Annotated in this window: 19 protein-coding genes; 13 read left to right on the forward strand and 6 right to left on the reverse strand. The window is 73.4% G+C overall.

Going from position 1 to position 23,004, the window contains the following annotated elements:
* Positions 1-43: 43 nt before the first annotated feature.
* From pgsA to pspM, 5 genes are all read left to right on the forward strand, one after another.
* Positions 44-628, forward strand: coding sequence for a CDP-diacylglycerol--glycerol-3-phosphate 3-phosphatidyltransferase (gene pgsA, locus WHN02_RS11360; protein ID WP_434743285.1), 585 nt, complete (start codon positions 44-46; stop codon positions 626-628).
* 137 nt (positions 629-765) lie between these two features.
* Positions 766-1,284, forward strand: a complete 519-nt coding sequence (locus WHN02_RS11365; RefSeq protein ID WP_434743286.1) for a CinA family protein — start codon at positions 766-768, stop codon at positions 1,282-1,284.
* A gap of 204 nt (positions 1,285-1,488) precedes the next feature.
* Positions 1,489-1,935, forward strand: coding sequence for a helix-turn-helix domain-containing protein (locus WHN02_RS11370; protein WP_434743287.1), 447 nt, complete (start codon positions 1,489-1,491; stop codon positions 1,933-1,935).
* Between the two features lie 200 nt (positions 1,936-2,135).
* Positions 2,136-3,014 carry a PspA/IM30 family protein gene (locus WHN02_RS11375; RefSeq protein ID WP_434743288.1) on the forward strand — a complete coding sequence of 293 codons (879 nt, stop codon included), beginning with the start codon at positions 2,136-2,138 and terminating at the stop codon, positions 3,012-3,014.
* 74 nt (positions 3,015-3,088) lie between these two features.
* Positions 3,089-3,886 carry a phage shock envelope stress response protein PspM gene (pspM, locus tag WHN02_RS11380; RefSeq protein ID WP_434743289.1) on the forward strand — a complete coding sequence of 266 codons (798 nt, stop codon included), beginning with the start codon at positions 3,089-3,091 and terminating at the stop codon, positions 3,884-3,886.
* A gap of 18 nt (positions 3,887-3,904) precedes the next feature.
* Here pspM and WHN02_RS11385 read toward each other — a convergent pair whose 3' ends face one another.
* From WHN02_RS11385 to WHN02_RS11405, 5 genes are all read right to left on the reverse strand, one after another.
* Positions 3,905-4,810, reverse strand: a complete 906-nt coding sequence (locus WHN02_RS11385) for a hypothetical protein (RefSeq protein WP_434743290.1) — start codon at positions 4,808-4,810, stop codon at positions 3,905-3,907.
* Between the two features lie 94 nt (positions 4,811-4,904).
* Complete coding sequence (locus WHN02_RS11390) at positions 4,905-8,552, reverse strand: multicopper oxidase domain-containing protein (protein WP_434743291.1); 3,648 nt, start codon at positions 8,550-8,552, stop codon at positions 4,905-4,907.
* A gap of 239 nt (positions 8,553-8,791) precedes the next feature.
* Entirely contained in the window at positions 8,792-9,583 is a 792-nt protein-coding gene (locus WHN02_RS11395; RefSeq protein ID WP_434743292.1) for a DNA-formamidopyrimidine glycosylase family protein, read from the reverse strand.
* 192 nt (positions 9,584-9,775) lie between these two features.
* Complete coding sequence (locus WHN02_RS11400; RefSeq protein ID WP_434743916.1) at positions 9,776-10,036, reverse strand: CPCC family cysteine-rich protein; 261 nt, start codon at positions 10,034-10,036, stop codon at positions 9,776-9,778.
* A gap of 66 nt (positions 10,037-10,102) precedes the next feature.
* Complete coding sequence (locus tag WHN02_RS11405; RefSeq protein ID WP_434743293.1) at positions 10,103-10,894, reverse strand: SAM hydrolase/SAM-dependent halogenase family protein; 792 nt, start codon at positions 10,892-10,894, stop codon at positions 10,103-10,105.
* 126 nt (positions 10,895-11,020) lie between these two features.
* Here WHN02_RS11405 and WHN02_RS11410 point away from each other — a divergent pair, with 126 nt between their 5' ends.
* On the forward strand, positions 11,021-11,647 hold the full coding sequence (locus WHN02_RS11410) for a hypothetical protein (protein WP_434743294.1): 627 nt from the start codon (positions 11,021-11,023) through the stop codon (positions 11,645-11,647).
* Positions 11,648-11,668: 21 nt separating this feature from the next.
* Here WHN02_RS11410 and WHN02_RS11415 read toward each other — a convergent pair whose 3' ends face one another.
* Positions 11,669-16,291 carry an ATP-dependent helicase gene (locus WHN02_RS11415; RefSeq protein WP_434743295.1) on the reverse strand — a complete coding sequence of 1,541 codons (4,623 nt, stop codon included), beginning with the start codon at positions 16,289-16,291 and terminating at the stop codon, positions 11,669-11,671.
* Positions 16,292-16,465: 174 nt separating this feature from the next.
* Between WHN02_RS11415 and WHN02_RS11420 the strand changes: the two genes are divergently transcribed.
* The 7 genes from WHN02_RS11420 (at position 16,466) to mnhG (ending at position 22,996) form a co-directional block, all read left to right on the forward strand.
* Entirely contained in the window at positions 16,466-16,843 is a 378-nt protein-coding gene (locus tag WHN02_RS11420; protein WP_434743296.1) for a hypothetical protein, read from the forward strand.
* 164 nt (positions 16,844-17,007) lie between these two features.
* A complete protein-coding gene (locus tag WHN02_RS11425; RefSeq protein ID WP_434743297.1) occupies positions 17,008-19,854 on the forward strand; it encodes a Na+/H+ antiporter subunit A in 2,847 nt (948 codons plus the stop codon).
* Complete coding sequence (locus WHN02_RS11430) at positions 19,851-20,330, forward strand: Na(+)/H(+) antiporter subunit C (RefSeq protein WP_434743298.1); 480 nt, start codon at positions 19,851-19,853, stop codon at positions 20,328-20,330. Before WHN02_RS11425 ends, WHN02_RS11430 begins: the two co-directional genes overlap by 4 nt.
* On the forward strand, positions 20,330-21,835 hold the full coding sequence (locus tag WHN02_RS11435) for a Na+/H+ antiporter subunit D (protein ID WP_434743917.1): 1,506 nt from the start codon (positions 20,330-20,332) through the stop codon (positions 21,833-21,835). Before WHN02_RS11430 ends, WHN02_RS11435 begins: the two co-directional genes overlap by 1 nt.
* Positions 21,832-22,395: a Na+/H+ antiporter subunit E gene (locus WHN02_RS11440; protein WP_434743299.1), complete on the forward strand. Its 564-nt coding sequence runs from the start codon at positions 21,832-21,834 to the stop codon at positions 22,393-22,395. Before WHN02_RS11435 ends, WHN02_RS11440 begins: the two co-directional genes overlap by 4 nt.
* On the forward strand, positions 22,392-22,655 hold the full coding sequence (locus tag WHN02_RS11445) for a monovalent cation/H+ antiporter complex subunit F (protein ID WP_434743300.1): 264 nt from the start codon (positions 22,392-22,394) through the stop codon (positions 22,653-22,655). The genes WHN02_RS11440 and WHN02_RS11445 overlap by 4 nt, the downstream gene beginning before the upstream one ends.
* On the forward strand, positions 22,655-22,996 hold the full coding sequence (gene mnhG / locus WHN02_RS11450) for a monovalent cation/H(+) antiporter subunit G (protein ID WP_350897557.1): 342 nt from the start codon (positions 22,655-22,657) through the stop codon (positions 22,994-22,996). Before WHN02_RS11445 ends, mnhG begins: the two co-directional genes overlap by 1 nt.
* The last annotated feature ends 8 nt before the right edge of the window (positions 22,997-23,004 follow it).

Here is a 23,004-nt window from a genome sequence, read left to right on the forward strand (position 1 = left end):
GTCGAGTGACGCGGGACCGGACAGACCGCAGCGGGACGCTGCGGTGAGCCCGACGACGGAAGCGAGCCCGGTGGTCACCGCGGTACCGGTGGTCAACCCTGCGAACGCCCTGACCGCACTGCGGCTGGTGCTCGTCCCGGTCTTCGTGGCCCTGGTGATCGTCTCCCAGATGGACCGGCCGGGCTGGCAGATCGTGGCCTGCCTGACCTTCGTCTTCGCCTCGGCGACCGACGTCGTCGACGGGTGGATCGCCCGCCGGTTCTCGCTGGTCACCGCAGTCGGCAAGGTGGCCGACCCGATCGCGGACAAGGCGCTGACCGGTGCGGCGCTGCTGCTGCTGTCCTGGTATGGCGACCTGTCCTGGTGGGTGACCGGGTTGATCCTGGCCCGGGAGGTGGGAGTCACGGCGCTGCGGTTCTGGGTGATCCGGCACGGCGTCATCGCGGCGAGCCGGGGCGGCAAACTCAAGACCGCCCTCCAGATCGTGGCGATCGTCTGCTACCTCTGGCCCCTGCCGGATCCGCTCGCCGTCGTCGGCGGTTGGATCATGGCGGCGGCGGTGGTGGTCACCGTGGTCACCGGCTTCGACTACGCCCTGCAGGCCTGGCGTCTGCGCCGTCGGCGGTGACCCGGAGGGCCGGTGTCCGCGTCGTCGGCGGTGACCTGGGAGATCGGCGTCCGCACCGTGCGCGGTGAGAGCGTCCGGCCTCGGATCAGCCCGGGGTCGGTGGATTGACCCCGTCCGGTCGGGGAAGTGTGGATCGTATGAACAGCGACGCCCACGGACGGCGGCCGGTGGGTAGTCCGGCTGCCGCCGCAGTACACCGACTCGCCCTGCGGCACGAGACCCTGGCCACCGTCGAGTCGCTCACCGGCGGGCTCCTCGCCGCCGCGATCGTGGAGATCGCCGGGGTCAGCAGCATCTACCGGGGCGGGCTGGTGGTGTACTCCACCGACATGAAGGCGCAGCTCGCCGACGTGCCGACCGGACTGTTGGCCGAGCGGGGCGCTGTCGATGCGGACGTGGCGGTCGCTCTCGCCGAGGGTGGGCGACGCCGGTGCGGCGTGGACTGGTGCGTCGCGACGACGGGCGTCGCCGGGCCGGAGCCGCAGGACGGCAAGCCGGTCGGGCTGGTCTTCGTCGCGGTGGCCGGCCCCGACGGGACGACGGTCCGGCAACTCGACCTCGACGGGGGGCGGGAGCACATCCGGTCGGCCACCGTGATCGAGGCACTGCGCCTGCTCGCCGAACGGATCGACGCACTCGACGCCGTCCTCCGGTGAGGTGGTGCCCGGGGCGTCCCGGCGGCCCGGAGTCGGCCGTGGGAGGCGCTCCCGGCCCGGGGATCCATGGGCGGGGGAGGATGTCAGCGGGCGCGGCACCGGGTACGGTTGCGGGAAGGCCGGGTGATCCGCCGGCATGGCCGTGGTGACACGGCGTGCGGCGTGACTCTGCCGGGTGGTCGTCCCTGAGAAGGGGGAGGTGCGATGGTCCTGCTACGCCGCGTGATCGGGGATGCGCTGCGGGCCCGCCGACAGGGGCAGCACCGGACCCTGCGTGAGGTGTCCTCGGCCGCCAACGTCAGCCTCGGCTACCTCTCGGAGATCGAGCGGGGCCAGAAGGAACCCTCCAGCGAGCTGCTCGCCGCCATCTGCGATGCGCTGGGTGCCCGCCTCTCCGAGCTGTTGCGCGAGGTCAGCGACACCGTCGCCCTGGCCGAGCAGATGCCGGGGGTACTGGTGCCGGTCGGCGGGGAGTCCGCTGCACAGCCGACGCCCGCCACCGCTGTCGGCAGGGCCGGGGCCCGAGGGGTGCGCCAGGTCGGCTCCGACGGTGCCGTCGCCGTCTCGGTGCGTCAGGAATCGCCGTTGAAGGCCACCCTGCGTAGCAGTCGGGTCCGGTCGGCCGACCGGGACGTGGTCTGCGCTGCCTGAAGCTTGCTCCCGGCGTGGCCGAGGGTGGTTTCCGCCGCGTAGGGTTGGCGCACGAGCGCTGGCCTGGTCGGCGTCCGTGGCGTACCCGGGGTCCGGGTGGCGAACGCCTGGGACGATGGACACAGTGCCGCGCTACCGCCGGTCCGGCTCTGTCCGGTCCGGCGCAGGCGGAGCGATGCTACTGAGGGGACACGGCGAAGATGGCTAACCCGTTCGTCAAGGGTTGGAAGTACCTGATGGCGCTCTTCGGTGCCAAGATCGACGAACACGCGGATCCCAAGGTGCAGATCCAGCAGGCCATCGAAGAGGCCCAACGTCAGCACCAGGCTCTCGTTCAGCAGGCGGCGGCGGTCATCGGCAACCAGCGCCAGTTGGAGATGAAGCTGTCCCGGCAGATGTCCGAGGTCGAGCGCCTGCAGGCCAACGCCCGACAGGCCCTGGTCCTGGCCGACCAGACCCGGGCCAAGGGCGACGAGGCGCAGGCCGGGCAGTACGAGCAGTCCGCGCAGACCCTCGCCAGCCAGCTCGTCTCCGCCGAGCAGGCCACCGAGGACCTCAAGACCCTGCACGACCAGGCGCTGGCCGCTGCCGCCCAGGCCCGCCGCGCCGTGGAGAACAACTCGATGATCCTCCAGCAGAAGCTGGCCGAGCGCAGCAAGCTGCTCAGCCAGCTGGAGCAGGCCAAGATGCAGGAGACGGTGGCCGCCTCGCTGGAATCGATGTCCTCGATGGCCGCTCCGGCCAACACGCCCTCCCTCGACGAGGTCCGGGACCGGATCGAGCAGCGCTACTCCACCGCGATGGGGCGGGCCGAACTGGCCGGCAACTCCGTCGAGGGCCGGATGATGGAGATCCAGAAGTCGACCATCGACATGGCGGGCTCGGCCCGGCTGGAGCAGATCCGGTCCAGCCTCGCGGGTGAGCAGCTCGCCAACCGGCCGGACCAGGCCGCCGGTCAGCAGGCGGGCGGTCAGCAGGCCGCCCCGGCGAGTGACCCGGCCGCCGCCGCCCGCCTCGACGAGCTGCGGGCCAACATGTCGCGTGACCGCAACACCGGGGACAGCTCGGCCGCCGGCTGAGCAGAGGACGGCTGCCGGCGACGGCCACCGGTGATCCGGGGCCGTCGTCGACCCGGGGACCCAAGGGGGTAGGGATGGCGGACGAACGAGCACGCTACTTTCGTCGGCTGGGCAAGCTTCGGCGCTCGGCCCGTCGGTGGAGCGTCGCCGCCGGTGGACTCGGGGGCACCGCCGCCGTCCTCATCCCGTACGCCGGGATCGGTCTGCCGGACGCGGCCTGGGCCGGTGCCGCCGGGACCGCCATCGCGATGGCGGCCTGGCGTTGGATCGACCTGAAGGCGCTTGCCGCCCGACCGGCGCCCCCGCCGGTCGACCCGGCCGAGGTCGCCGCCCGCAACCGGGCCCGCCTGGTCGCCGCCGTCGAGCGGCTCCCGGCCGGACCGGGTGTCCTGGCCGAGGTACGCCGGGTGCGCTCCCGGTACGCGATGCGGGGCACCTCCGTCGCCCCGCTCTGGGGCCGCCTGGACCAGGCGGCGCTGGCGCTCGGCGGGATGTCCGGTCGGCTGACCGGACTCGCCGCCCCCGCCCTGGAGCAGGCGGCCGACGCCGACAGGTCACTACGGGAACTGGCCGGGCGGGTGGTGAGTGTCGAGCGGGCGCTGCACCTGGCCCCGGCCGAGCCCCGTTCCCCGCTTGCCGACGTCCACCAGGAGTTGGTCGCCCAGCTGGACAGCGGGGTCGCCGCCTACGAGCAGTTGGTGGTCGCCGCCGCCGGGTTCCTCGCCGAGGACTCCCGACCGGCGACCACCGAGCACGTCGCCGCCGCCCGGCTGGCCGAGGCGACCGACCTGCTGCACGGGGTCTCGTCGGCCCTCGCCGAACTCCGCGCCACCGCCCCCGCCACCGCCCCGATCCGGACCCCGACCACCTGACCTGCCGGACGACCCGGTCTACATCCCTCGGCCCTGGTTTCCCGGTTGCTGCCTGTACCCGTGCGACGTCTGGTGGGACGGGCCGCTGCGCGGTAAGGAGTAGGACGGTGGCTGGTCTCCGAGCCTCATGCCCGCGATCCCGGCGGTGAGCTGCTCTTCGTCAACCGGAAACATCACGGGAAAGGGCGACGACCCCCGTCCCGGTCCCGGGTACTCCGGCGGGCGACGGTACGAGGGCACCATGGGTGGATCCTCCGGTGCATTCTGCCTCCGCGCCAAGAGGGTCCCCGGTCTGCCGGGAACGTACGATGCGGGGAAGTCCCGGTTGACCGGACACGGCCGAAAACGGTTGGCCGCGCTGCATCGCTCGGCCTTGTGTCTGTTTCGGACTGCGTTCGTCCAACCGAGTTGCGAGATGGTCCGCAGCTCGTCTCTGCTGACATCCGAGTACTTGTGCAGGTCGTACAGTCGCCTTCCGATCGGAAAGTCGACAGTGATCCGCTCTGGTGTTATCAGCGGATTCAGAGGGCTCACCTTGACCCGCCAGGCCTCCACCTCGATCACGTCCTTCTTGGTGGGGGGTCGCCCTCGCAGACGCTGGGCGAGCCGCTGCATGGCTGCTATCCGCAGGGCGGGAGTCACCACCAGTTCACCCCCCACCTCTCGGATCATGAACCCGGACCCGGGCGGCAGGATCCCGTCTAGTTCGAGCTGCTGCCGGATGCGAAGGGGCATGTCGGCCGGGCCGCAGTATTCGGGGGAGTTGATGTCCTTCCAGCGGGTCAGCCGGTCGTACACCCCCGGATCCAATGCGTCGTCGAAGACCACGTTCCCGCTCTCGGACCGGGAGATCTTGCCGGTTCCGGTGGCCTCCAGGTAGGTCGCCATCACACTGACCCACTCGTCGTCGGTGCGGGGGTTCATGACGGTGCTCCTCTGCGGTGTCGGCTCCCTCTCTGACGTGTGCGGGAGCCGATGGTTCAGGAGGCATCGAGGTGATGTAGATCACTGGAACCCGTCAGGGTGGGTCGGGTGTCGGTGTGGTGACCGGGAGGGGGCCGGTGAACGGGGAGCTGCCGACGACGTTGAACGACCGGACCCGGTAGAAGTACGTCGTACCCCGGGACAGCCCGCTGTTGGTGAACCCGCGCCCGGTGACGGTGAAGGAGGCCGGGTCCCGGGTGAACCGGGGATCGGTGGCCCGCTGGACGACGAACCCCGATCCGGCCCCGGCCGGGGTGACGCAGGACCAGGTCAGGGTCACTGTGGCGGTGTCCGGGGCGGGGGCGGCGGCGGTGGCGGCGACGGAGTGCGGCAGCCCGGGCACCGGTGGTGTGGTCACAGTGGACACCGTCGACCAGGGGGAGACGGCACCGAGGTAGGTGGCGCGTACCCGGTAGTAGTAGGTGGTGTCCGCCGCGACCACGGCGTCCAGGTGTGTCTCACCGACCCCGATCGCGGTGGTGACGGGACCGCTGGTGAAGGTCGGGTTGGTGGCGCGTTGCACGTCTATCCCGGTGGCGAAGGAACGGTTGGTCCAGCCCAGGGAGATTCGCAACGGGGCGGCCGCCGGGACCGCCGCGGCCAGCCCGGTCGGCGGGTTCATCCGGACCGCGACGAGGACGCTGTTCGACCAGGCCGAGCAACCGGCGTTGTTCTCCGCCCGGAGCCGGTAGTGGTAGGTCACCCCCGGGGTGACTGTGGCGTCGGCGTAACGGTTCGCCGTGCCGGCCACCGTCAGGGCGGTCACCCCCTCGGTGAAGGCCGCGTCGGTGGCCCGCTCCAACCGGTGGCTGGTGGCCGCCGGTCGGCTGCCGTTGCCGGTCCAGGTCAGGTCGATCGCCGGCAGTCGGGTCGAGGTCCCCGGAACCGGGACGGCGGTCAGACCGGACGGTGCCCGGGGCGAGACCCGCAGCACCAGGGGGCGGGTCATGCCCTGGTCCCGGTGCCCGGCGAGGGTGCTCTGCCAGCGGTACTCCCACCCCAGGTTGACCACCTGGTTGACCACTCTCGCCGGACCCCCGTCGAACGGGCTGGTCCCCGTCCCGCCGGTACGGTCACCGGCCGGGAGCAGCGGGTCGAGCAGCCGTACGCTGTCGCCGAGCGTGAACGGCAGCACCGGGGCGACCGGGCGCAACGCGACCACCACGTCCTCGCGGGGGTTGACCCGGACGGTGTCCTTCCAGCCCAGCTCGGCCGGGTGCGGGGGGCGGAGGGTGCCGTCCCAGCCGACCCGGTTGACCACCTGGAGGTCGCACCCGGTCAGGTGCAGGGGATGGGTGATCCGGTCGGTGCCGACGATCCGCCACAGTTGGGTGCCGTCGTCGGGACCGCCGACGGGGGACGCCGGGTCGCCGGCGTAGAGGATCTCGGTGGCCGGGTCGGTGGGGCCGAGCGGGACGATCGCCGGGTTCAGCGGCCCGGCGTGCGGGTTGCCCACCCCGAGGCGGCCGGTCCGACGGCCGTGCCGGCGTTCGAAGATCTCCTGCACACCCTTGACCGCCAGGGGCAGGGTGACCGCCTCGATCGCCCCGACCGGGGTGAACTCCACGGTCGTGGCGTGCACCGTCACCCGGGTCTCCCGGGCGGTACGGGTGTCGAACGCCCTGTCGTACGCGGGCTGGGGCACGATCGGGGGGCGCTGGGCGACCGCGTACGCCCTCGGCAGCCGTTCGGCCAGCCGGGCCAGGTCGTACGCCTCGTCGGCCTCGCCCTCGACGCGGATCTGGAGCAGGGTCCGGGTGTTCGGCCCGTACCCGGGGCGGGTCGGTGGTGGACCGCCGACGTCGCGCTGGTCCGGGCCACCGGTGTGGTGGTCGTAGCGGGGGTCGAGGCAGGGCAGCGGGGCGGGACAGTCGTTGTAGAGGATCAACACGCTGCCGGGGGTGACAGTGGAGAAGTCGACCACCACGTCGGCCCGTTCGCCGGGGGCCAGGAGCAGGGCGTGGGCGTCCACGTTCAACACCGTCGGGTCCTGCCTGTCGTACCGGTACCCGATCGGCTGCGCGGGAAGCACCACGGGTGCCGGGAGCAGTCCGCCCTCGTTGCCGATCTGCACCAGGTCGGGACCGGCGGCGAGGGGGTCGGGGACACCGCCCGTCCGCCCGTCGGTGGGCCAGCGCGGCGGCCGGTCGAGGGTCCGGACCGCCTCCACCATCGGGACCTCCCCGGCGTCGGGGTCGGCGAGGGTGCCGTCGGGCCGCCACATCGCAGCGTCCGAGTCCGCCCGGTAGAGCTGGAGGTTCAGGCTCCGGTCCGCACAGGCGTTGAGGATCCGGAACCGGTACGCCTTCGGCCGGACCACCAGGTACGGGTAGGCGCACCCGTTGACCACGGGGGTGTCGCCGTACGCCTCGGGCACCGCCCCGGGGTGCGGTACCCCCGGAGCCAACGGCGGTTCGTCGGGGGCGGTGGCCGGGTCGTGGTGCGGGTTCGGCACCGGGGCCGCCGACCTGATGTGGTCGCCCGTCGGGTCGGCCGTGGAGGTCCCGGCCACCCCCTCCCGCAACCACGGGCCGTAGTCCCACCGGCCGGTCGGGTTGCGCCCCGACGGGTGGTACGGGTTCTGTCGGGGCTGGTAGACGTGCGGGTGCCAGAGGTCGCCCCGGGACCCCCACCGGCCCCGGTCCCAGGTCGGGTCCTCGGCGGCGAGTTGGGCGTCGTCGGGCACGAAGGTCTTGTCCTGGATGACCAGCGGCAGCTGCTCGGCGGGGAGCACCCCGTCGGCTACCAGCTCCTCCTCCACGGCGTCGGTGAGCAGGTACGGCGCGAGCTGCCCGGAGTAGACGGTGAGCCGGGACAGCCCCAGGGTGTTGTCGTGCAGCCACATCAGCCGGCCGCTCTGGCTGTTCGGGAAGTACAGCGTGGTGGAGCCGGCGCCCGGGTCCGGCATGTCCGGCACGTGGGTCAGCCCCACCCCGGTCGGGTACGGGGTGATCTCGCCGGCCGGGGTCACCCAGTGCAGGGGGTTGCCCGCGCTGATCCAGCCGGTGTGCGCCCCGGCCAGGTGGGGGACCGCCCGGTTTTGCGGATAGGGGGCCGGACCGTCCAGCGGCCCCGGACCCGCCCCGTCGAGGGTCGGGTCGACAGGGAGGAACAGGTCCCCGGCGGGCCCGGTCGGCAGCTGGTTGATGAACTTGATCCGTACCGGCCGCCCCCGCCGCGCGGCGATCAACGGCCCGTGCAGGTACGGCCGGTCCGGCGGGTGGACGGTGTTGTGCCCGGTCGGGTCGGTGCCGAGGTTCAGCTGCCGGTAGCCGCGCAGCCGGGTGGCGGGCAGGTCCCGGTGCAACCGCTGCCGGTACTCCTGCAACCCGATCTCGTAGTAGTCGCAGCCCGGGTAGGTGATGGTGTCGGGAACCGCCACCGGCAGGTGCCCGCCGAGGGCGTTGCGTCCGTGCGGACCGGGCAGCGGGAGCGCGTCGACGAACTTGCGGACACCGGTGCCGGCGACCACCCGATTCGCGGCGGTGACCTCCGGACGGGGACTGGTGGCGAAGTTCGGCACCGGGCCGTACCACCGGGGCGCGACCTGTGGATCGAGGCTGCCGGTGGTCGTCGGCGTCGCCGGGTCGGGGGTCCGGGCGGCCGGCACCGGCCGTCGGTCCGTCCCGCTGCGGGTGGGCCGCAGCAGCCAGGTGGAGCGGAGTCTGCGGAAGATGGCCATGGCGCTCCCGGGTCACGGCACCCACGACCGGACGCCGCCCTGCGACCGGTCGAGGTGAGCGGTGGGCGTGACGTAGTCGCCCGACAACAGAATGCGACGGTCGGATGATCGGGAGGAATTACCCAATCGTCCGAAAAACGCCCGCCCGGTCGGGGCTTGTCGGAGCGTCACCACCGGTTGCGGCGTGTCGGCCGATCACCGCTGCCCGCGTGTGTCGGAGCATCGCAGTGGCCGGCGTGTCAGGTCGGCTCCGGCTGGCAGACCGGGCACCAGTAGGTCACCCGCTCGCCCAGTTCCCGCTTGGCGATCGCCGTGCCGCAGCGTCGGCAGGGTCGGGCGCGGCGGCCGTACACCCAGCTCGTCTGACCCCGGTGCAGGGACCCGGTGGTGCTCTGCGTCCACCGGCCCCGGTTCGCGGCGAGCAGCCGGTGGGCGAGCCCCACCAGGCCCGGCAGGTCGGCCACCGCCCCGACCGGCGTCCACGGCCAGACACCCCGCAGGAACAACACCTCGCACTTGTACAGGTTGCCCACACCGGCGAGGTTGCGCTGGTCCAACAACGCCTCGGCGACCGTGACCTCCGGTCCGGCGGCCAGCCGGCGCACCGCCTCCTCCGGGTCCCAGTCCGCCCCCAACAGGTCCGGGCCGAGCGACCCGACCAGGGCTTCTTCCTCGGCGGTCGGCACCAACGCCACCTCGTGCAGGTGGTATCCGACGGCCACCGCCTCCGGACCGCGCAACACCACCCGGATCAGGTGCGCCGGGCGGGCGGTCCAGCGTTCCCCCGGCGCGTACGCCCGCCAGGCGCCCTCCATCCGCAGATGCGAGTGCAGGGTACGGCGCTCGTCGTCGGGGTCGACCAGGCGCAGCAGCAGGTGCTTGCCCCGGCTGGCCGACTCCCGGACGGTCCACCCGGCGAGGTCGACAGTTGCCAGCTGCGGCACCCGGAAGTCGCTGCCGGTCAGCCGGGCACCCGCCAACGCCCGGTGCAGGACGCGGGCGGTGTTCCAGACGGTGTCACCCTCGGGCACCCCCTCATCCTGCCCCGCCCGCACCGGACCCGCCCACCACCCGGGCCGAGTCCGCTCGGACGAGGGGCCGCAACGCGGTCGGAGCGACGTCGGCGGTACGGGTCAGGGCCGCAACGGTCGGAGCGACGGGTCAGGGCCGCAGCGACGTCGGCGGCGCGGGCCGGTCCGACCACGCGGAGGGCGCGACGCCGGTCAGCGGCGCTCCTCCGGACGCGGTGGACGAACCATGTCCTGGTAACGAGGGTGGCTGGCACCGTAGACGGCGTAGTTCAGCCGCGCGTGCGCCAGACTCAGGTCTCCGTTGGCGCCGCCCCGCACCACGTCGGCGTCGGCGTCACCCTGGCCGTCGTCGGTCCAGAAACAGACCGGACACGTGCCACCGCCGGTGAGGCAGGCGCAACAGGGACAGACTGGCGGAACCCATTGGTCACCCACCGGGGCAGCATTCCACATCCGCGGATCGGACAGGAGCACGGGAGCGTACCGATTCCTCGGCACACCGCCACCGGCCGGTGACGCTCAGCCCCACCCGCCCGTGACCGTCAGCAGATCACCGACCCGGACCGCCAGCAGGTCCACCGCCCGTCCACCGTTCACCGCAACAGCCACCCGATCGGCCGAGTCGACGTACACCACCAGGGCGCCGGGATTGGCGTCGGCGAAGGTCCGTCCGCGTACGGCGACGTGCCCGGCGACGACGACGGTGTCGGGGAGCGGGTCGAGCAGCCCGCCCTCGGCGGCGAGCTGGACGTTGCCGAACTGGTCCACCGTGGACACCTCGGCGGTGAGGACCCCGGCGGTGACCCGGACCGTCGGTGGGGTGAGCCGGACCAGGTCGTCCGGGTCGACAGCCGGACCGGCGTCGGCGAGCGGGGAACCGGTGGCCAGTCGGGCCGCCACCGGAGCGAAGACGTCCCGGCCGTGGAAGGTCCGGGAGACCTGCGGGGCCAACCAGTCCGGGCTGGACAACTCGACCACCCGGTCGATTCCGCCCAACGCCTCGGCGGCCTCCACCAGTAGCCCGTTGTCCGGGCCGACGAGCAACCCGCCCTCGGCGGCGACGGCGATGCCACGTCGACGCGTCCCCACCCCCGGGTCCACCACCGCCACGTGCACCCCCCACGGCAGGTACGGCACGGTCTGGGCGAGCACCGCCGCGCCCCGGCGTACGTCCGCCGGTGGGATCAGGTGGGTCACGTCGATCACCCGGGCCCGCGGGGCGAGTCGGCCGATCACCCCGTGGCAGGCGGCCACGAAGCCGTCGGTCAGGCCGTAGTCGGTGGTCAACGAGATCCAGGAGGGTTCCGCCATGCCCGAAGGCTAGCCCGCCCGACGGTACGCGGGGCGTGGTTCCGGTACCGGTGACGCCAGGACGACACCACTGCGGACCGACCGGCCCCTGCCGCCCCGCCATCCGGGTCGGGCACACTGCCTCACGTGAACAGTCGCATCCGGACCCTGCCCGCCGTCGTGCTGCTCGGTGTGCTGGTCGCCGGCGTCGCCGCCTGTGGGGACTCGTCGCGGGACCTCCCGCAGGCCGATCAGGCCCCGCCCACCACCGCGCCGCCGGCCCCCGCCACCGTGCCGGTCGAGCCCTCCGCCGACCCCTCGGCGGCACCGAGCCCCACCGGCACCGCCCCGACGTCCGCCCCGGCCACCCCTGCCGCCCCCGCGCCGACCGCTGCGACCGCCCCGCCGGGGGCCTCCACCGCCCGCCCGCAGACCAGTCCACCGCCGGTCGTGCTGCCGCCCCGGCCCGCCGCCGCGCCGAGCGCCCGACAGGTGGTCGCCGCCTTCCGGACGGCCGGGCTGAAGGTGTCGAACGTCAAGGACAAGTCGATCGACTGTGGACCCGACGGACTGGGTCTCGGCTGCTCGGAGCTGATCACCACCGACGCCGTCCGGATCTACGTCTTCCCCGACGAGACCAGCGCGGCTGACATCGCCGACACCTGGAGCGGGGCGTCCTACCGGGAGGGCAGCGTGGTCCTCAACTACCTGGGCACCAGCACCTCCACCACCGAGCGGGCCAGGTACGACAAGGTCCTCGCCGACCTGCGCTGATCCCGGGCACCCGACCGGGGGTCAGCCGCGCAGCCGCAGGCCACGTGGGGTGGCCCGGAACCCGGCGGCGGTCAGGGCGTCACTCAGCGGGGACGACCGCACCGCCTCCCCGTCGGCCCGCTCCACCGACAGCGCCCCCAACGCTCCCGAGTGGACGGCGTCGGCGAGCGCCTTCCCGGCCGCCGTCAACGCCTCCGGGTCGTCGCTGAAGGAGAGCAGGGTCCGGCCGCCCCGCTCGACGTAGAGGGCCAGGTCGCCACCGACCAGCACCACTATCGCCCCCGCCTTGCGGCCGGCCCGGTGACCGGTGGTCGTGGCGGTGCCCGTGCCGGTGTCGGCGGCCCGGTCGGGCCAGGGCAGCGCCGCGCCGTACGGGTTGGCCGGATCGGTCGCCGCCAGGACCAGTGCGGACCCGACCCGCCCCCGACCGTCGTCGACCTTCTCGGCGGTCGCCCGGATCCGGTCCACCGCCCCGGGGACCGCGAACTGCGCCGCCCCGAGACCCGCCACGAAGTATCCCCGCCGGGCGGCACCCCGTTCCTCCAACGCGGCCAGCACCGGGTACACCGCGGCGAAACCGCCGACCACCTGCTCGGCGACGACAGCGCCCCGGGTCACCACCCCGTGCCGGTCCAGCAGGACGTCGGCGAGGGCCGCCGCCCGTCGGGTCGGGTCGGTGTCCCGTTCGGGGAGCCGGGACCAGCGTCCGGCCACCGTCGGCGGCCCACCCCGGGCGGGGAGGGCAGGTCGGCCCGGCCGCCGGTACCGGGTCCGCCCGGCGGGTGGACGCGCCCGGTGGGCACCCCCGCCCCCGAGCAGCGCCCGCAACGGGGCGAGGGTGTCGTTGGTGAGGTGCCCCGCCCAGACCAGGTCCCAGAGCACGCCGGTCAGTGCCGCGTCGTCGGTCGACCCGACCCGGTCGGAGAGGGTACGGAAGAACAGCGCCTGACCGTCGGCGAGGGCGTCGAGGACGGCGTCGTGTTCCGGCGTACGGGCCAGCGCCTCGTCCGGCGGGGGCAGCAGCAGGGGTGCCGCGTCGGCGAAGGCCAGGGTGACCCACCCGTCCCCGCCACCGATCGCCCCGGACCCGGCCCAGAGCACCTCCCCACTGGCGCAGAGCTCGTCGAGGTGGGCGGGGGAGTAGTCGGCCACCCGGCCGGGCAGCACCAGCCGTTCCAGGGCGGAGGCGGGCACCGCCGCACCCTGGAGCTGCTCCACCGCGGCGGCCAGCCCCTCCACCCCCCGGGCCGACGAACCGACCTGCTGCCACCGGGGCAGGAAGGTGGCCAGGGCGGCCGGCGGCACCGGTTCGATCTCCCGGCGCAGGGCGGCCAGGGACCGCCGGCGCAGCAGCCGCAACACCTCCGCGTCGCACCACTGGGTGCCGACCCCGTCCGGGGTGAACTCCCCGGAGACCACCCGGCCGGTGGCGGCCATCCGGCGCAGTGCCTGCTCCACCACGGCGACCCCGAGCCCGAACCGGGCCGCGCAGGTGGCGGCGGCGAACGGGCCGTGCGTACGGGAGTAGCGGGCGACCAGGTCACCGAGCGGATCGGGCACCGGTTCCAGGTACGCCTCGGCGACCCCGACCGGCAGGGCCACCCCCAGGGCGTCGCGGAACCGGGCGGCGTCCTCGACCCCGATCCACCGGTCCTGTCCGGCCACCCTGATCCGCAGCACCCGTCGGGCCGCCGCCAGCTCGACCGGCCAGTCGGTAGGCACCCCCCGTTCGGTCAGCTCCGCGTCGGAGAGGTCACCGAGCACCCGCAGGAGTTCCACGACGTCCTCGGCGTCTCGGGGGCGACGCTGGTCGGTCAGCCACCGCAGTTGCCGACCGGTCTCGTCGAGCACCGCCGGATCGAGCAGTTCCCGCAGGTCGACCCGACCGAGTAGCTCGCCGAGCAGGGCCGAGTCGAGGGAGAGGGCGGCGGCCCGGCGTTCGGCCAGGGGGGCGTCCCCCTCGTAGAGGAACGCGCCGACGTACCCGAAGAGCAGTGAACGGGCGAACGGCGAGGGACGCTCGGTGACCACCTCGACCAGCCGGATCCGGCGGGCGGCCAGGTCGCGCATCAGCTGGGACAGCGCGGGTTGGTCGAAGACGTCCTGCAGGCACTCCCGGGCCGCCTCCAGGGTGACCGGGAAGTCGGCGTACTCCCGGGCCACGTCGAGCAGGTGGGCGGCGCGTTGGCGTTGCTGCCACAGCGGTTGACGTCGGCGCGGGTCACGGCGGGGCAGCAGGAGGGCGCGGGCCGCGCACTCCCGGAACCGGGAGGCGAACAACGCCGAGGTGCCCACCGACTCCTCGACGAGTTGGGCGATCTCGTCGGGGTCGAACGCGACCACCTCCGCGCCGGGCGGCTCCTCGGCGGTGTCGGGCAGCCGGACCACGATGCCGTCGTCGGAGGGCATCACCTGGGCGTCCACCCCGTACCGTTCGGCGAGCCGCCGGGCGATCGCCAGCGACCAGGGCCCGTTGACCCGGGCGCCGAGCAGGCAGTGCACCGCCAGTCGCCAGTCGCCCAGCTCGTCGCGGAACCGTTCCACCACCACCGTCCGGTCGTCCGGCAGGGACCGGGTCGCTGCCTGCTGCTCCCGCAGGTACGCCAGCAGGTTCCCGGCGGCCCAGTCGTCCAGCCCACCGGCGCGCAACGCGGCCACCGCCGTCTCGTCGTCGCGGCGCAGCAGCGCCCGGACCCGGGTCCCGATGGCCCGTCCCAGCTCGACCGGGCGACCGGCGTTGTCGCCCTTCCAGAACGGCATCCGGGCGGCCTGGCCGGGGGCGGGGGTGACGAGCACCCGGTCCGGGGTGATCTCCTCGATCCGCCAGGAGGAGGAGCCGAGCAGGAACACGTCGCCGACCCGGGACTCGTAGACCATCTCCTCGTCCAGCTCGCCGACCCGGGCCGCCCGTTCGGCACCGGCGAGGAAGACCCCGAACAGTCCCCGGTCGGGGATGGTGCCGCCGCTGGTGACCGCGAGTCGCTGGGCACCGGGTCGACCGGTGAGGGTGTCGGTGACCCGGTCCCAGACCAGGCGGGGCCGCAGCTCGGCGAAGGCGGTGGAGGGGTATCTCCCGGCGAGCATGTCCACCACCGCGTGCAGCGCCGAGTCGGGCAGGTCGGCGAAGGGGGCGGCCCGGCGGACCAGGGTGGCCAGGTCGACCAGGTGCCACGGCTCCAGGGCCACCATCGCCACGATCTGCTGGGCCAGCACGTCCAACGGGTTGCGCGGTGGGTGCAGTTCCTCGATCGCCCCCTGCGCCATCCGCTCGGCCACCACGGTGCAGGAGAGCAGGTCGCCCCGGTGCTTGGGGAAGACCACCCCACGGGAGACCGCCCCGACCTGGTGCCCGGCCCGACCCACCCGCTGGAGGCCGGCGGCCACGCTGGGCGGCGCCTCGATCTGCACCACCAGGTCCACGGCGCCCATGTCGATGCCGAGCTCCAGGCTGGAGGTGGCCACCACGGCGGGGAGGCGGCCCTCCTTGAGCGCCTCCTCGATCTGGCGTCGTTCCTCCCGGGACACGCTCCCGTGGTGGGCGCGGGCGATCACCGGGTCCGCCCCGGCGGCGGCACCGGACTGTGCCATCACCTCCGCCGGTTGTCGTCCGCGCCGACCCGGTCCGCCGCCCGACGGACCCGGCGACGCGGTGGTCCCCGACGGTGGCGGGTCCAGGGACGGTGGCGTCGCCTCGGACTCCTCGGCGGCGAGTTCGTTGAGCCGGGCACAGAGCCGTTCGGCCCCGCGTCGGGAGTTGGTGAAGACGATCGTCGACCGGTGCGCCCGGATCAGCGCCAGGACGCGTTCCTCCACGGCGGGCCAGATCGAGGCTCGGCGCGGCCCCGGTCCGCCGAGGTCGTCGACGGGCTCCTCCCGGCTCTCCAGCCGGGTCATGTCCTCGACCGGCACCTGGACGGTGACCTCGATGGTCTTGTCGGTGGTCGGCTGGACCACGTCCACCGGCCGGGACCCGCCGAGGAACCGGGCGCAGGTGTCCACCGGCCGGACTGTCGCGGAGAGCCCGATCCGCTGGGCCGGGGCGGGCAGCAGGGCGTCGAGGCGCTCCAGGGAGAGCGCGAGGTGGGCACCGCGCTTCGTGCCGGCCACCGCGTGCACCTCGTCGAGGATCACCGTCTGCACACCGCGCAGGGAGTCCCGGGCCGCCGAGGTGAGGATCAGGAACAGCGACTCCGGCGTGGTGATCAGGATGTCCGGCGGGGTACGGGCGAACGCCCGCCGCTCGTCGGCCGGGGTGTCACCGGTCCGCATCCCGACGGTGATCTCCGGTGGTGCCACCCCGAGCCGGGTGGCGGCCTGCCGGATGCCGGCCAACGGTGCCCGCAGGTTGCGTTCGACGTCGACGGCCAGGGCCTTGAGCGGACTGACGTAGAGCACCCGACACCGCTGCCGGGGGTCGGTCGGGGCGGGCGTCCCGGCGATCCGGTCGAGCGACCACAGGAACGCGGCGAGGGTCTTGCCGGACCCGGTCGGGGCGACCACCAACGCGTTGCGCCCGGCGGCCACCGACCGCCAGGCACCGGCCTGGGCGGCGGTGGGGTGGGCGAATGCGGCGGAGAACCACTCCCGGGTGGCCGGGGCGAACCCGTCGAGGACCCCACCCCTGCTCTCGCTGCCTGTCACCACCCCATCGTGCCTCGCGGCTGTGACAATCCCGGGACGGTCGACGCTGTTCTGTCCGAGAGGGACCTGAAAGCCGGCAGTTGAGCTTTTGGAGCGTTAAGTCTCACTTAACTGCTTGCACGTGAGTTGCAACTTACCGTAACTTCACTCGCAACGTGGTGTCGGGGGGAGTGGGCGATGACCGTCGAGGGCCGTTCCTCCTGGTCTGGCACCGACGTGCTCATCCGTAAGGTCGACAGTCACCTCGCCGCCCTCCGGGGTGGTCTGCACGGCGCCGAGCTGGAGTTGGCCGAGCGGCTCGCCGGGTGCCTGCGGGAGCTGGTCGTCTGCACGGCGCAGGCCAGCGCCGCCGACCGGGGGCAGGTCCGGGCCGCCGTGCACTTCTTCGTGCTCCGTCGGGAGAGCCGGGGCCGGATGCTGTCGGTGCGTTCCCTGTCCGCCGCCCACCGGGTGGTCAACCGGGTGGTGCTCCACCTCAACCGGCCGGATCTGGTGGTCGAGGCGTACCCGGCCGGCGGGGCGGCCCGGGCGCCCGGCGACGCCCTCCTCGGCTGAGGTCGTCCGGACGGGCGGCCACCGAACGACCGGACGGGCGAGCCACCGAAAGCGGATTTATTACGCAAAACCCTCCGCCTGACGACGATCTGGCGTGTGATCGGGACAGCGGCCCCGTACCGGAGAGGCCCGCCCGAGCGCCCCCGCGTCGACCTGGAGCACCCGTGCTGGCCCTGCTGATCCTTCACCTGCTGGCGGCGCTCGTCGCGCCGCTGCTGGTGCGGTGGTGGGGTCCCCGGGCGTGCTGGCCGCTCGCCCTGGCCCCGGCCGCCGCCTTCGGCTGGGCGCTGCTGCGTACCCCACAGGTCCGCGACGGGGCGGCGGTGGTCGAGACGTACCACTGGATCGGGCAGCTCGGTCTGGACCTGACCTTCCGGCTCACCACCCTGTCGTGGCTGATGACCCTGCTGGTCGGCGGGGTCGGCGCGCTGGTGCTGATCTACTGCTCCCGGTACTTCGAGCCGGGATCGATCGGGTTGGCCCGGTTCGCCGGGGTCCTGGTCGCCTTCGCCGGGGCGATGCTCGTCCTGGTCCTCGCCGACGACCTGCTGCTGCTCTACGTCGGCTGGGAACTCACCACGGTCTTCTCGTACCTGCTGATCGGGCACAGCACCGAACGGCGGACGAGCCGGTGGGCGGCGGCCCAGGCGCTGATCGTGACCACCCTCGGCGGCCTGGCCATGCTGGTCGGGGTGCTCCTGCTCGGCGCGCACGCCGGCAGCTACCGCTGGTCGGAGATCAGCGCCGCGCCACTGCCCGGGGGCGCGCCACTGGTCGTCGCGGTCCTGCTGATCCTCGCCGGTGCGCTCTCCAAGTCGGCGATCATCCCGTTCAGTTCCTGGCTGCCGGCGGCGATGGCGGCACCCACCCCGGTCAGCGCGTACCTGCACGCGGCGGCGATGGTCAAGGCGGGCGTCTACCTGATCGGGCTGGTCGCGCCGGTGCTCGCCACCGTCGGCCCGTGGCGACCGGTGGTGTTCGCCGCCGGGGTGGCCACCATGGTCCTCGGCGGGTGGGCCGCGCTGCGCCAGACCGACCTGAAACTGCTCCTGGCGTACGGGACGGTCAGCCAACTCGGTCTCCTCGTGGTGGTGACCGGGGCGGGCAGCCCGGACGCCGCGTTGGCCGCCGCCGCGATGCTGCTCGCCCACGCCGCGTTCAAGGCGGCCCTGTTCCTGGTCGTCGGGGTGGTCGACCACACCACCGGCACCCGCGAGGTGGACCGGCTCAGCGGCCTCGGCCGCCGCGCCCCGGTGCTGTGCACCGTGGCGGTGCTCGCCGCCGCCTCGATGGCCGGTGTGCCGCCCCTGATCGGGTTCGTCGCCAAGGAGGCGATCTTCGCCGCCTTCACCGACCGGCCGGTCGTCCTCGCCGGACTGGTCCTGGGCACCGTCCTCACCGTCGCCTACAGCATCCGGTTCCTCTGGGGCGCCTTCGCCACCAAGCCCGGCGTCGCGTCGACCGAGCCGGCCGCGTCGAACCTGCCGATGCTGGTGCCCCCGGCGCTGCTCGCCGGGTTCGGGCTGGTCGCCGGGCCACTCGCCGGTGGACTGGACGACCTGCTGCGCCCGTACGCGGAGCTGTTCGGCAGCCCCGGCGAGCACCTGGCGCTCTGGCACGGCCTCACCCCGGCGCTCGGCCTGTCGGCCCTCGCCCTGGTCGGCGGCGGGCTGCTGTTCGTGTGGCGCGGTCGGCTGGCCCCGGCGCTGGCCCGGCTCCGCGCCCCGATCGACGGCCAGCAGGGGTACGAGCGGCTGGTCCGTCGGTTCGACTGGCTCGCCATCGAGGTCACCGGGGCCACCCAGCGGGGCTCCCTGCCGCTGTACCTGGGCACGATCCTGCTCGTCCTGGTGGCGGTGCCCGGCACCGCGATGGTGACGGCCCACCCCTGGCGCAGCTGGGTCGCGGTCTGGGACACCCCGCTGCAACTCGTCGTCGTCGCGGTCGTCGCGGTCGCCGCCGTACTCGCCGTCGGTGCCCGACGTCGCCTGACCGCGATGCTGCTGACCGGGGTCACCGGCTACGGCAGCGCGATGCTGTTCGTCCTCTACGGAGCGCCGGACCTGGCACTGACCCAGTTCCTCGTGGAGACGGCGACCATCGCGGTCTTCGTCCTCGTGCTGCGCCGACTGCCGGACCGGTTCTCGGACCGGCCACTGCGGCGGGACCGGTGGATCCGGCGGGGGATCGGCGTCGCGGCGGGGGTGGTGGTCGCCGGTCTCGCCCTCACCGCCGCCGCCGCCCGGCAGGCACCGGCGGACTCGCTGGCCTTCCCGGACCTGGCCGTCAGTGAGGGGCACGGGCGCAACGTGGTCAACGTGACCCTCGTCGACATCCGGGCCTGGGACACCATGGGGGAGCTCTCCGTGCTGGTGGTGGCCGCGACCGGGGTGGCGAGCCTGGTCTTCCAACGGTCCCGGACCGGTCCCCGCCCCCGACGGCCCGAGCGGGTCCGGCCGCCCGAGGGGCCGCGCCCCCCGCAACGCCCGGTGTGGCTGCGGGGCGGGGCGACCCTGCGGCACCGGCAACGGTCGATCGTGTTCGAGGTGGTCACCCGGCTGCTCTTCCACACCCTCGTGCTCTTCTCCCTCTTCCTGCTCCTGTCCGGACACAACGCCCCAGGGGGAGGCTTCGCCGGAGGGCTGGTGGTCAGCCTCGCCCTCGCCGTCCGCTACCTGGCCGGCGGGCGGTACGAACTGGCCGAGGCGATGCCGGTGAGCGCCGGGGCGGTCCTCGGCGCCGGGCTGGCCGTGGCCGTCGGGACCGGGGTGGTCGCCCTGGCGGCCGGCGGGGCCGTCCTGGAGAGCACGACGATCTCGGTCACCCTGCCCGTCGTCGGGCAGGTGTACCTGGTGACGTCGCTCTTCTTCGACGTCGGCGTGTACCTGGTGGTGGTCGGGCTGTCGTTGGACATCCTGCGCAGCCTCGGTGCCGAGGTGGACCGGCACATCGAGGCCGCCGGGGGGTCCGGGCGGGGGCCGCTGGTCGGTCGGTCGGGGAGCGGGCCGTGAGGACCGCGGGCGTCGAGGGGCCGACGCTGGTGCTGATCCTCGCCGTCGCGGTGCTGGTGACGACGGGGGTGACCCTGCTGTTGGAGCGGAGCCTGACCCGGATCCTGCTCGGCGTCATCCTGATCGGCAACGGGGTCAACCTGCTGATCCTGGTCGGTGGCCGGGCGGGCGGCGCACCGGTGGTGGGCACCGGCCCGACCGAGCAGATGAGCGACCCGTTGCCGCAGGCCATGGTGCTCACCGCGATCGTGATCACCTTCGGGTTCACCGCCTTCCTGCTCGCCGTGGCCTATCGGAGCTGGTACCTGACCGGCAACGACGAGGTGCAGGACGACGTGGAGGACCGGCAGGTGGTCCAGTTGGCCGCGCGCAACGAACTCCCCGCCGCCGACCTCGGTGGGGAGGGTCCCGACAGCGACCCCGAGCAGGTCGACCCGCCGCCGCACCGGCGTCCTCCCGGCGGAGGCCCACGATGATGTCGGCGCTGGTCCCGCTGCCGGTGGTGGTGCCGTTGCTCGGTGCCGCCGTGACCCTGCTGCTCTCCGACCGTCCCCGGGCGCAGCGGATGGTCAGCGTCGTGGTGCTCGCCACCACGATGGCCGTCGCCGTGGTGCTCCTGGTGCAGGCGTACCGGTTCGGGCCGGTGGTCATGCACGTCGGCGGGTGGGAGGCCCCGGTCGGCATCGTCCTGGTCGCCGACGAACTGGCCGCGCTCCTGCTGGTCGTCTCGGCCGCGGTGACCCTCTGCGTGCTGCTCTACTCCATCGGCCAGGGGCAGGCGGACGTGGGGGAGACCGCCCCGGTCACCATCTTCCACCCCACCTATCTGGTGCTGACCGCCGGCGTCACCAACGCCTTCCTCGCCGGTGACCTGTTCAACCTGTACGTCGGGTTCGAGGTGCTGCTGGCCGCCAGCTTCGTCCTGATCACGCTGGGTGGGACGGAGGCCCGGATCCGGACCGGGTCGACGTACGTCGTGGTCAGCGTCCTGTCGTCGATGATCTTCCTGGCCGCGGTGGGGTTGGTGTACGCCGCCACCGGCACCCTGAACCTGGCCCAACTGGCCCAGCGGCTGGACGAACTCCCCGACGGCGTACGGCTGAGTCTGCAACTGATGCTGCTGCTGGCCTTCGGGGTGAAGGCGGCGGTCTTCCCGCTGTCGGCCTGGCTGCCCGACAGCTACCCGACGGCCCCGGCCCCGGTGACCGCCGTGTTCGCCGGTCTGCTGACCAAGGTGGGCGTCTACGCCATCATCCGGACCGAGACCCTGCTCTTCCCCGACGGGCTGGCCGACTCGCTGCTGCTGGTGGTGGCCGGGGCGACGATGCTGGTCGGGATCCTGGGCGCGGTGGCCCAGTCGGACATGAAGCGGATCTTCTCCTTCACCCTGGTCAGCCACATCGGCTACATGATCTTCGGGGTGGGGCTGAGCACCGTCGCCGGCCTCACCGGGTCGATCTTCTACGTGGTCCACCACATCACCATCCAGACCACACTGTTCCTGGTGGCCGGACTGGTCGAGGTCCGGGCCGGCAGCACCGACCTGCGCCGCATCGGTGGCCTGGCCCGGGTCGCCCCCCTGCTCGGGGTGCTCTTCTTCGTCCCCGCGATGAACCTCGCCGGGATCCCACCGTTCTCCGGTTTCCTCGGCAAGCTGGGCCTGCTCCAGGCCGGCGTCGCCGACGGCACCCCGCTGGCCTGGGTCCTCGTCGCCGCCGGCACGGTGACCAGCCTGCTCACCCTCTACGCGGCCTCCCGGGTGTGGAACATCGCCTTCTGGCGTACCCCGGAACTGGCCACCACCCGACCGAACGGCCGACTGCCCAACCTGATGGTCGGTGCCACGGCCGCCCTGGTCGTGCTGGGGGTGGCGCTCACCGTCGCCGCCGGACCGCTGTTCGACGTGACCGCCGACGCCGCCACCGACCTGGTGGAACGCACCCAGTACCTGCGGGCCGTCCTGCCCGGGGCGCAGTCGTGAGGCGGCGGCTGCGGTCCCGGCTCGGTCGGTGGCGGGACCAGGGCATCGCACTCGGCTGGCTGGTGTCGATCTGGATCCTGCTCTGGGGGGACGTCACCTGGGGCAACCTGCTCGGCGGACTCCTGGTCGGCGGGGCGGTCCTGGTCTTCTTCCCCCTGCCCCCGGTCACCTTCGGCGGGCGGTTGCGCGTCGGCGCCCTGCTGACGATGGGCGCCGCCTTCGCCGTCGACCTGGTCCGGGCCAGTCTCCACGTCGCCGCCGTGGCGGTACGCCCCGGCCCACCTCCCCGCAGCGCGATCATGGCCGTGCCGCTGCGGGTGCACACCGACCTCAACCTGGCGCTCACCGCCGAGGTGATCTCCCTGGTCCCCGGGACGTTGATCATCGACGTGGACCGGGAGGCCGCGATCCTCTACGTCCACGTCCTCGATCTGGACGGCACCGGCGGGATCGAGGCCAACCGGGAGCGGGTCCTGGCCGTGGAGCGCGGCATCGTCCGGGCCGTCGGCTCGGCCACCGAACTGAACCTCGTCACCGCCGACCGGGAGTCCGCACCGTGAACACCGTCCTCGCTGTCGCCGTCACCATCCTGCTCTCCGCCACCGCGCTGCTCGCCCTGACCCGGATGTACCGGGGGCCGTCCCTCCTGGACCGGGTGATCGCCGCCGACACGCTGCTGGCCACCATGGTCGCGGCGGTCGGTGCCGAGGCGGCCGTCAACCGGCACGCCACCACGTTGCCGGTGCTCGTCGTGCTCTCCCTGCTCGGATTCGTCGGGTCGGTGGCGCTGGTCCGCTTCGCCGTACGGGAGGAGGTCTGATGTTCGGCACCGTCGCCGACTGGCTCGGCGGATTCTGTCTCGTGGCCGGTGCCGGGCTCGCTCTCGCCGCCGGGATCGGGCTGCTGCGCTTCCCGGACGTCCTCGACCGGATGCACGCGGCCACCAAACCCCAGGTACTCGGGGTGCTGCTGACGATGCTCGGGCTGGCACTGCGGCTGCGTACCCCGGCCGACCTCGGCATGGTGGCGGTGGTGGGCCTGTTCCAGCTGGCCACCGCGCCGGTGGCCGCCCAGATGATCGGCCGGGCGGCGTACCGCAGCGGCCGACACGACCCGACGCTGTTGGAGTCCGACGAACTCGCCGGACGCCGCTCCGGCTGACGCCGTCG

It is taken from the genome of Micromonospora sp. SH-82 (assembly GCF_051132485.1).
GTDB lineage: Bacteria > Actinomycetota > Actinomycetes > Mycobacteriales > Micromonosporaceae > Micromonospora.

Excerpts from the sequence above, each read along its gene's own strand:
- WHN02_RS11365 (WP_434743286.1), top strand. The coding sequence starts at position 766 with ATGAACAGCGACGCCCACGGACGGCGGCCGGTGGGTAGTCCGGCTGCC.
- WHN02_RS11370 (WP_434743287.1), top strand. The coding sequence starts at position 1,489 with ATGGTCCTGCTACGCCGCGTGATCGGGGATGCGCTGCGGGCCCGCCGA.
- WHN02_RS11375 (WP_434743288.1), top strand. The coding sequence starts at position 2,136 with ATGGCTAACCCGTTCGTCAAGGGTTGGAAGTACCTGATGGCGCTCTTC.
- pspM (WP_434743289.1), top strand. The coding sequence starts at position 3,089 with ATGGCGGACGAACGAGCACGCTACTTTCGTCGGCTGGGCAAGCTTCGG.
- WHN02_RS11385 (WP_434743290.1), bottom strand. The coding sequence starts at position 4,810 with ATGAACCCCCGCACCGACGACGAGTGGGTCAGTGTGATGGCGACCTAC.
- WHN02_RS11390 (WP_434743291.1), bottom strand. The coding sequence starts at position 8,552 with ATGGCCATCTTCCGCAGACTCCGCTCCACCTGGCTGCTGCGGCCCACC.
- WHN02_RS11400 (WP_434743916.1), bottom strand. The coding sequence starts at position 10,036 with ATGTGGAATGCTGCCCCGGTGGGTGACCAATGGGTTCCGCCAGTCTGT.
- WHN02_RS11405 (WP_434743293.1), bottom strand. The coding sequence starts at position 10,894 with ATGGCGGAACCCTCCTGGATCTCGTTGACCACCGACTACGGCCTGACC.
- WHN02_RS11420 (WP_434743296.1), top strand. The coding sequence starts at position 16,466 with ATGACCGTCGAGGGCCGTTCCTCCTGGTCTGGCACCGACGTGCTCATC.
- WHN02_RS11435 (WP_434743917.1), top strand. The coding sequence starts at position 20,330 with ATGTCGGCGCTGGTCCCGCTGCCGGTGGTGGTGCCGTTGCTCGGTGCC.
- mnhG (WP_350897557.1), top strand. The coding sequence starts at position 22,655 with ATGTTCGGCACCGTCGCCGACTGGCTCGGCGGATTCTGTCTCGTGGCC.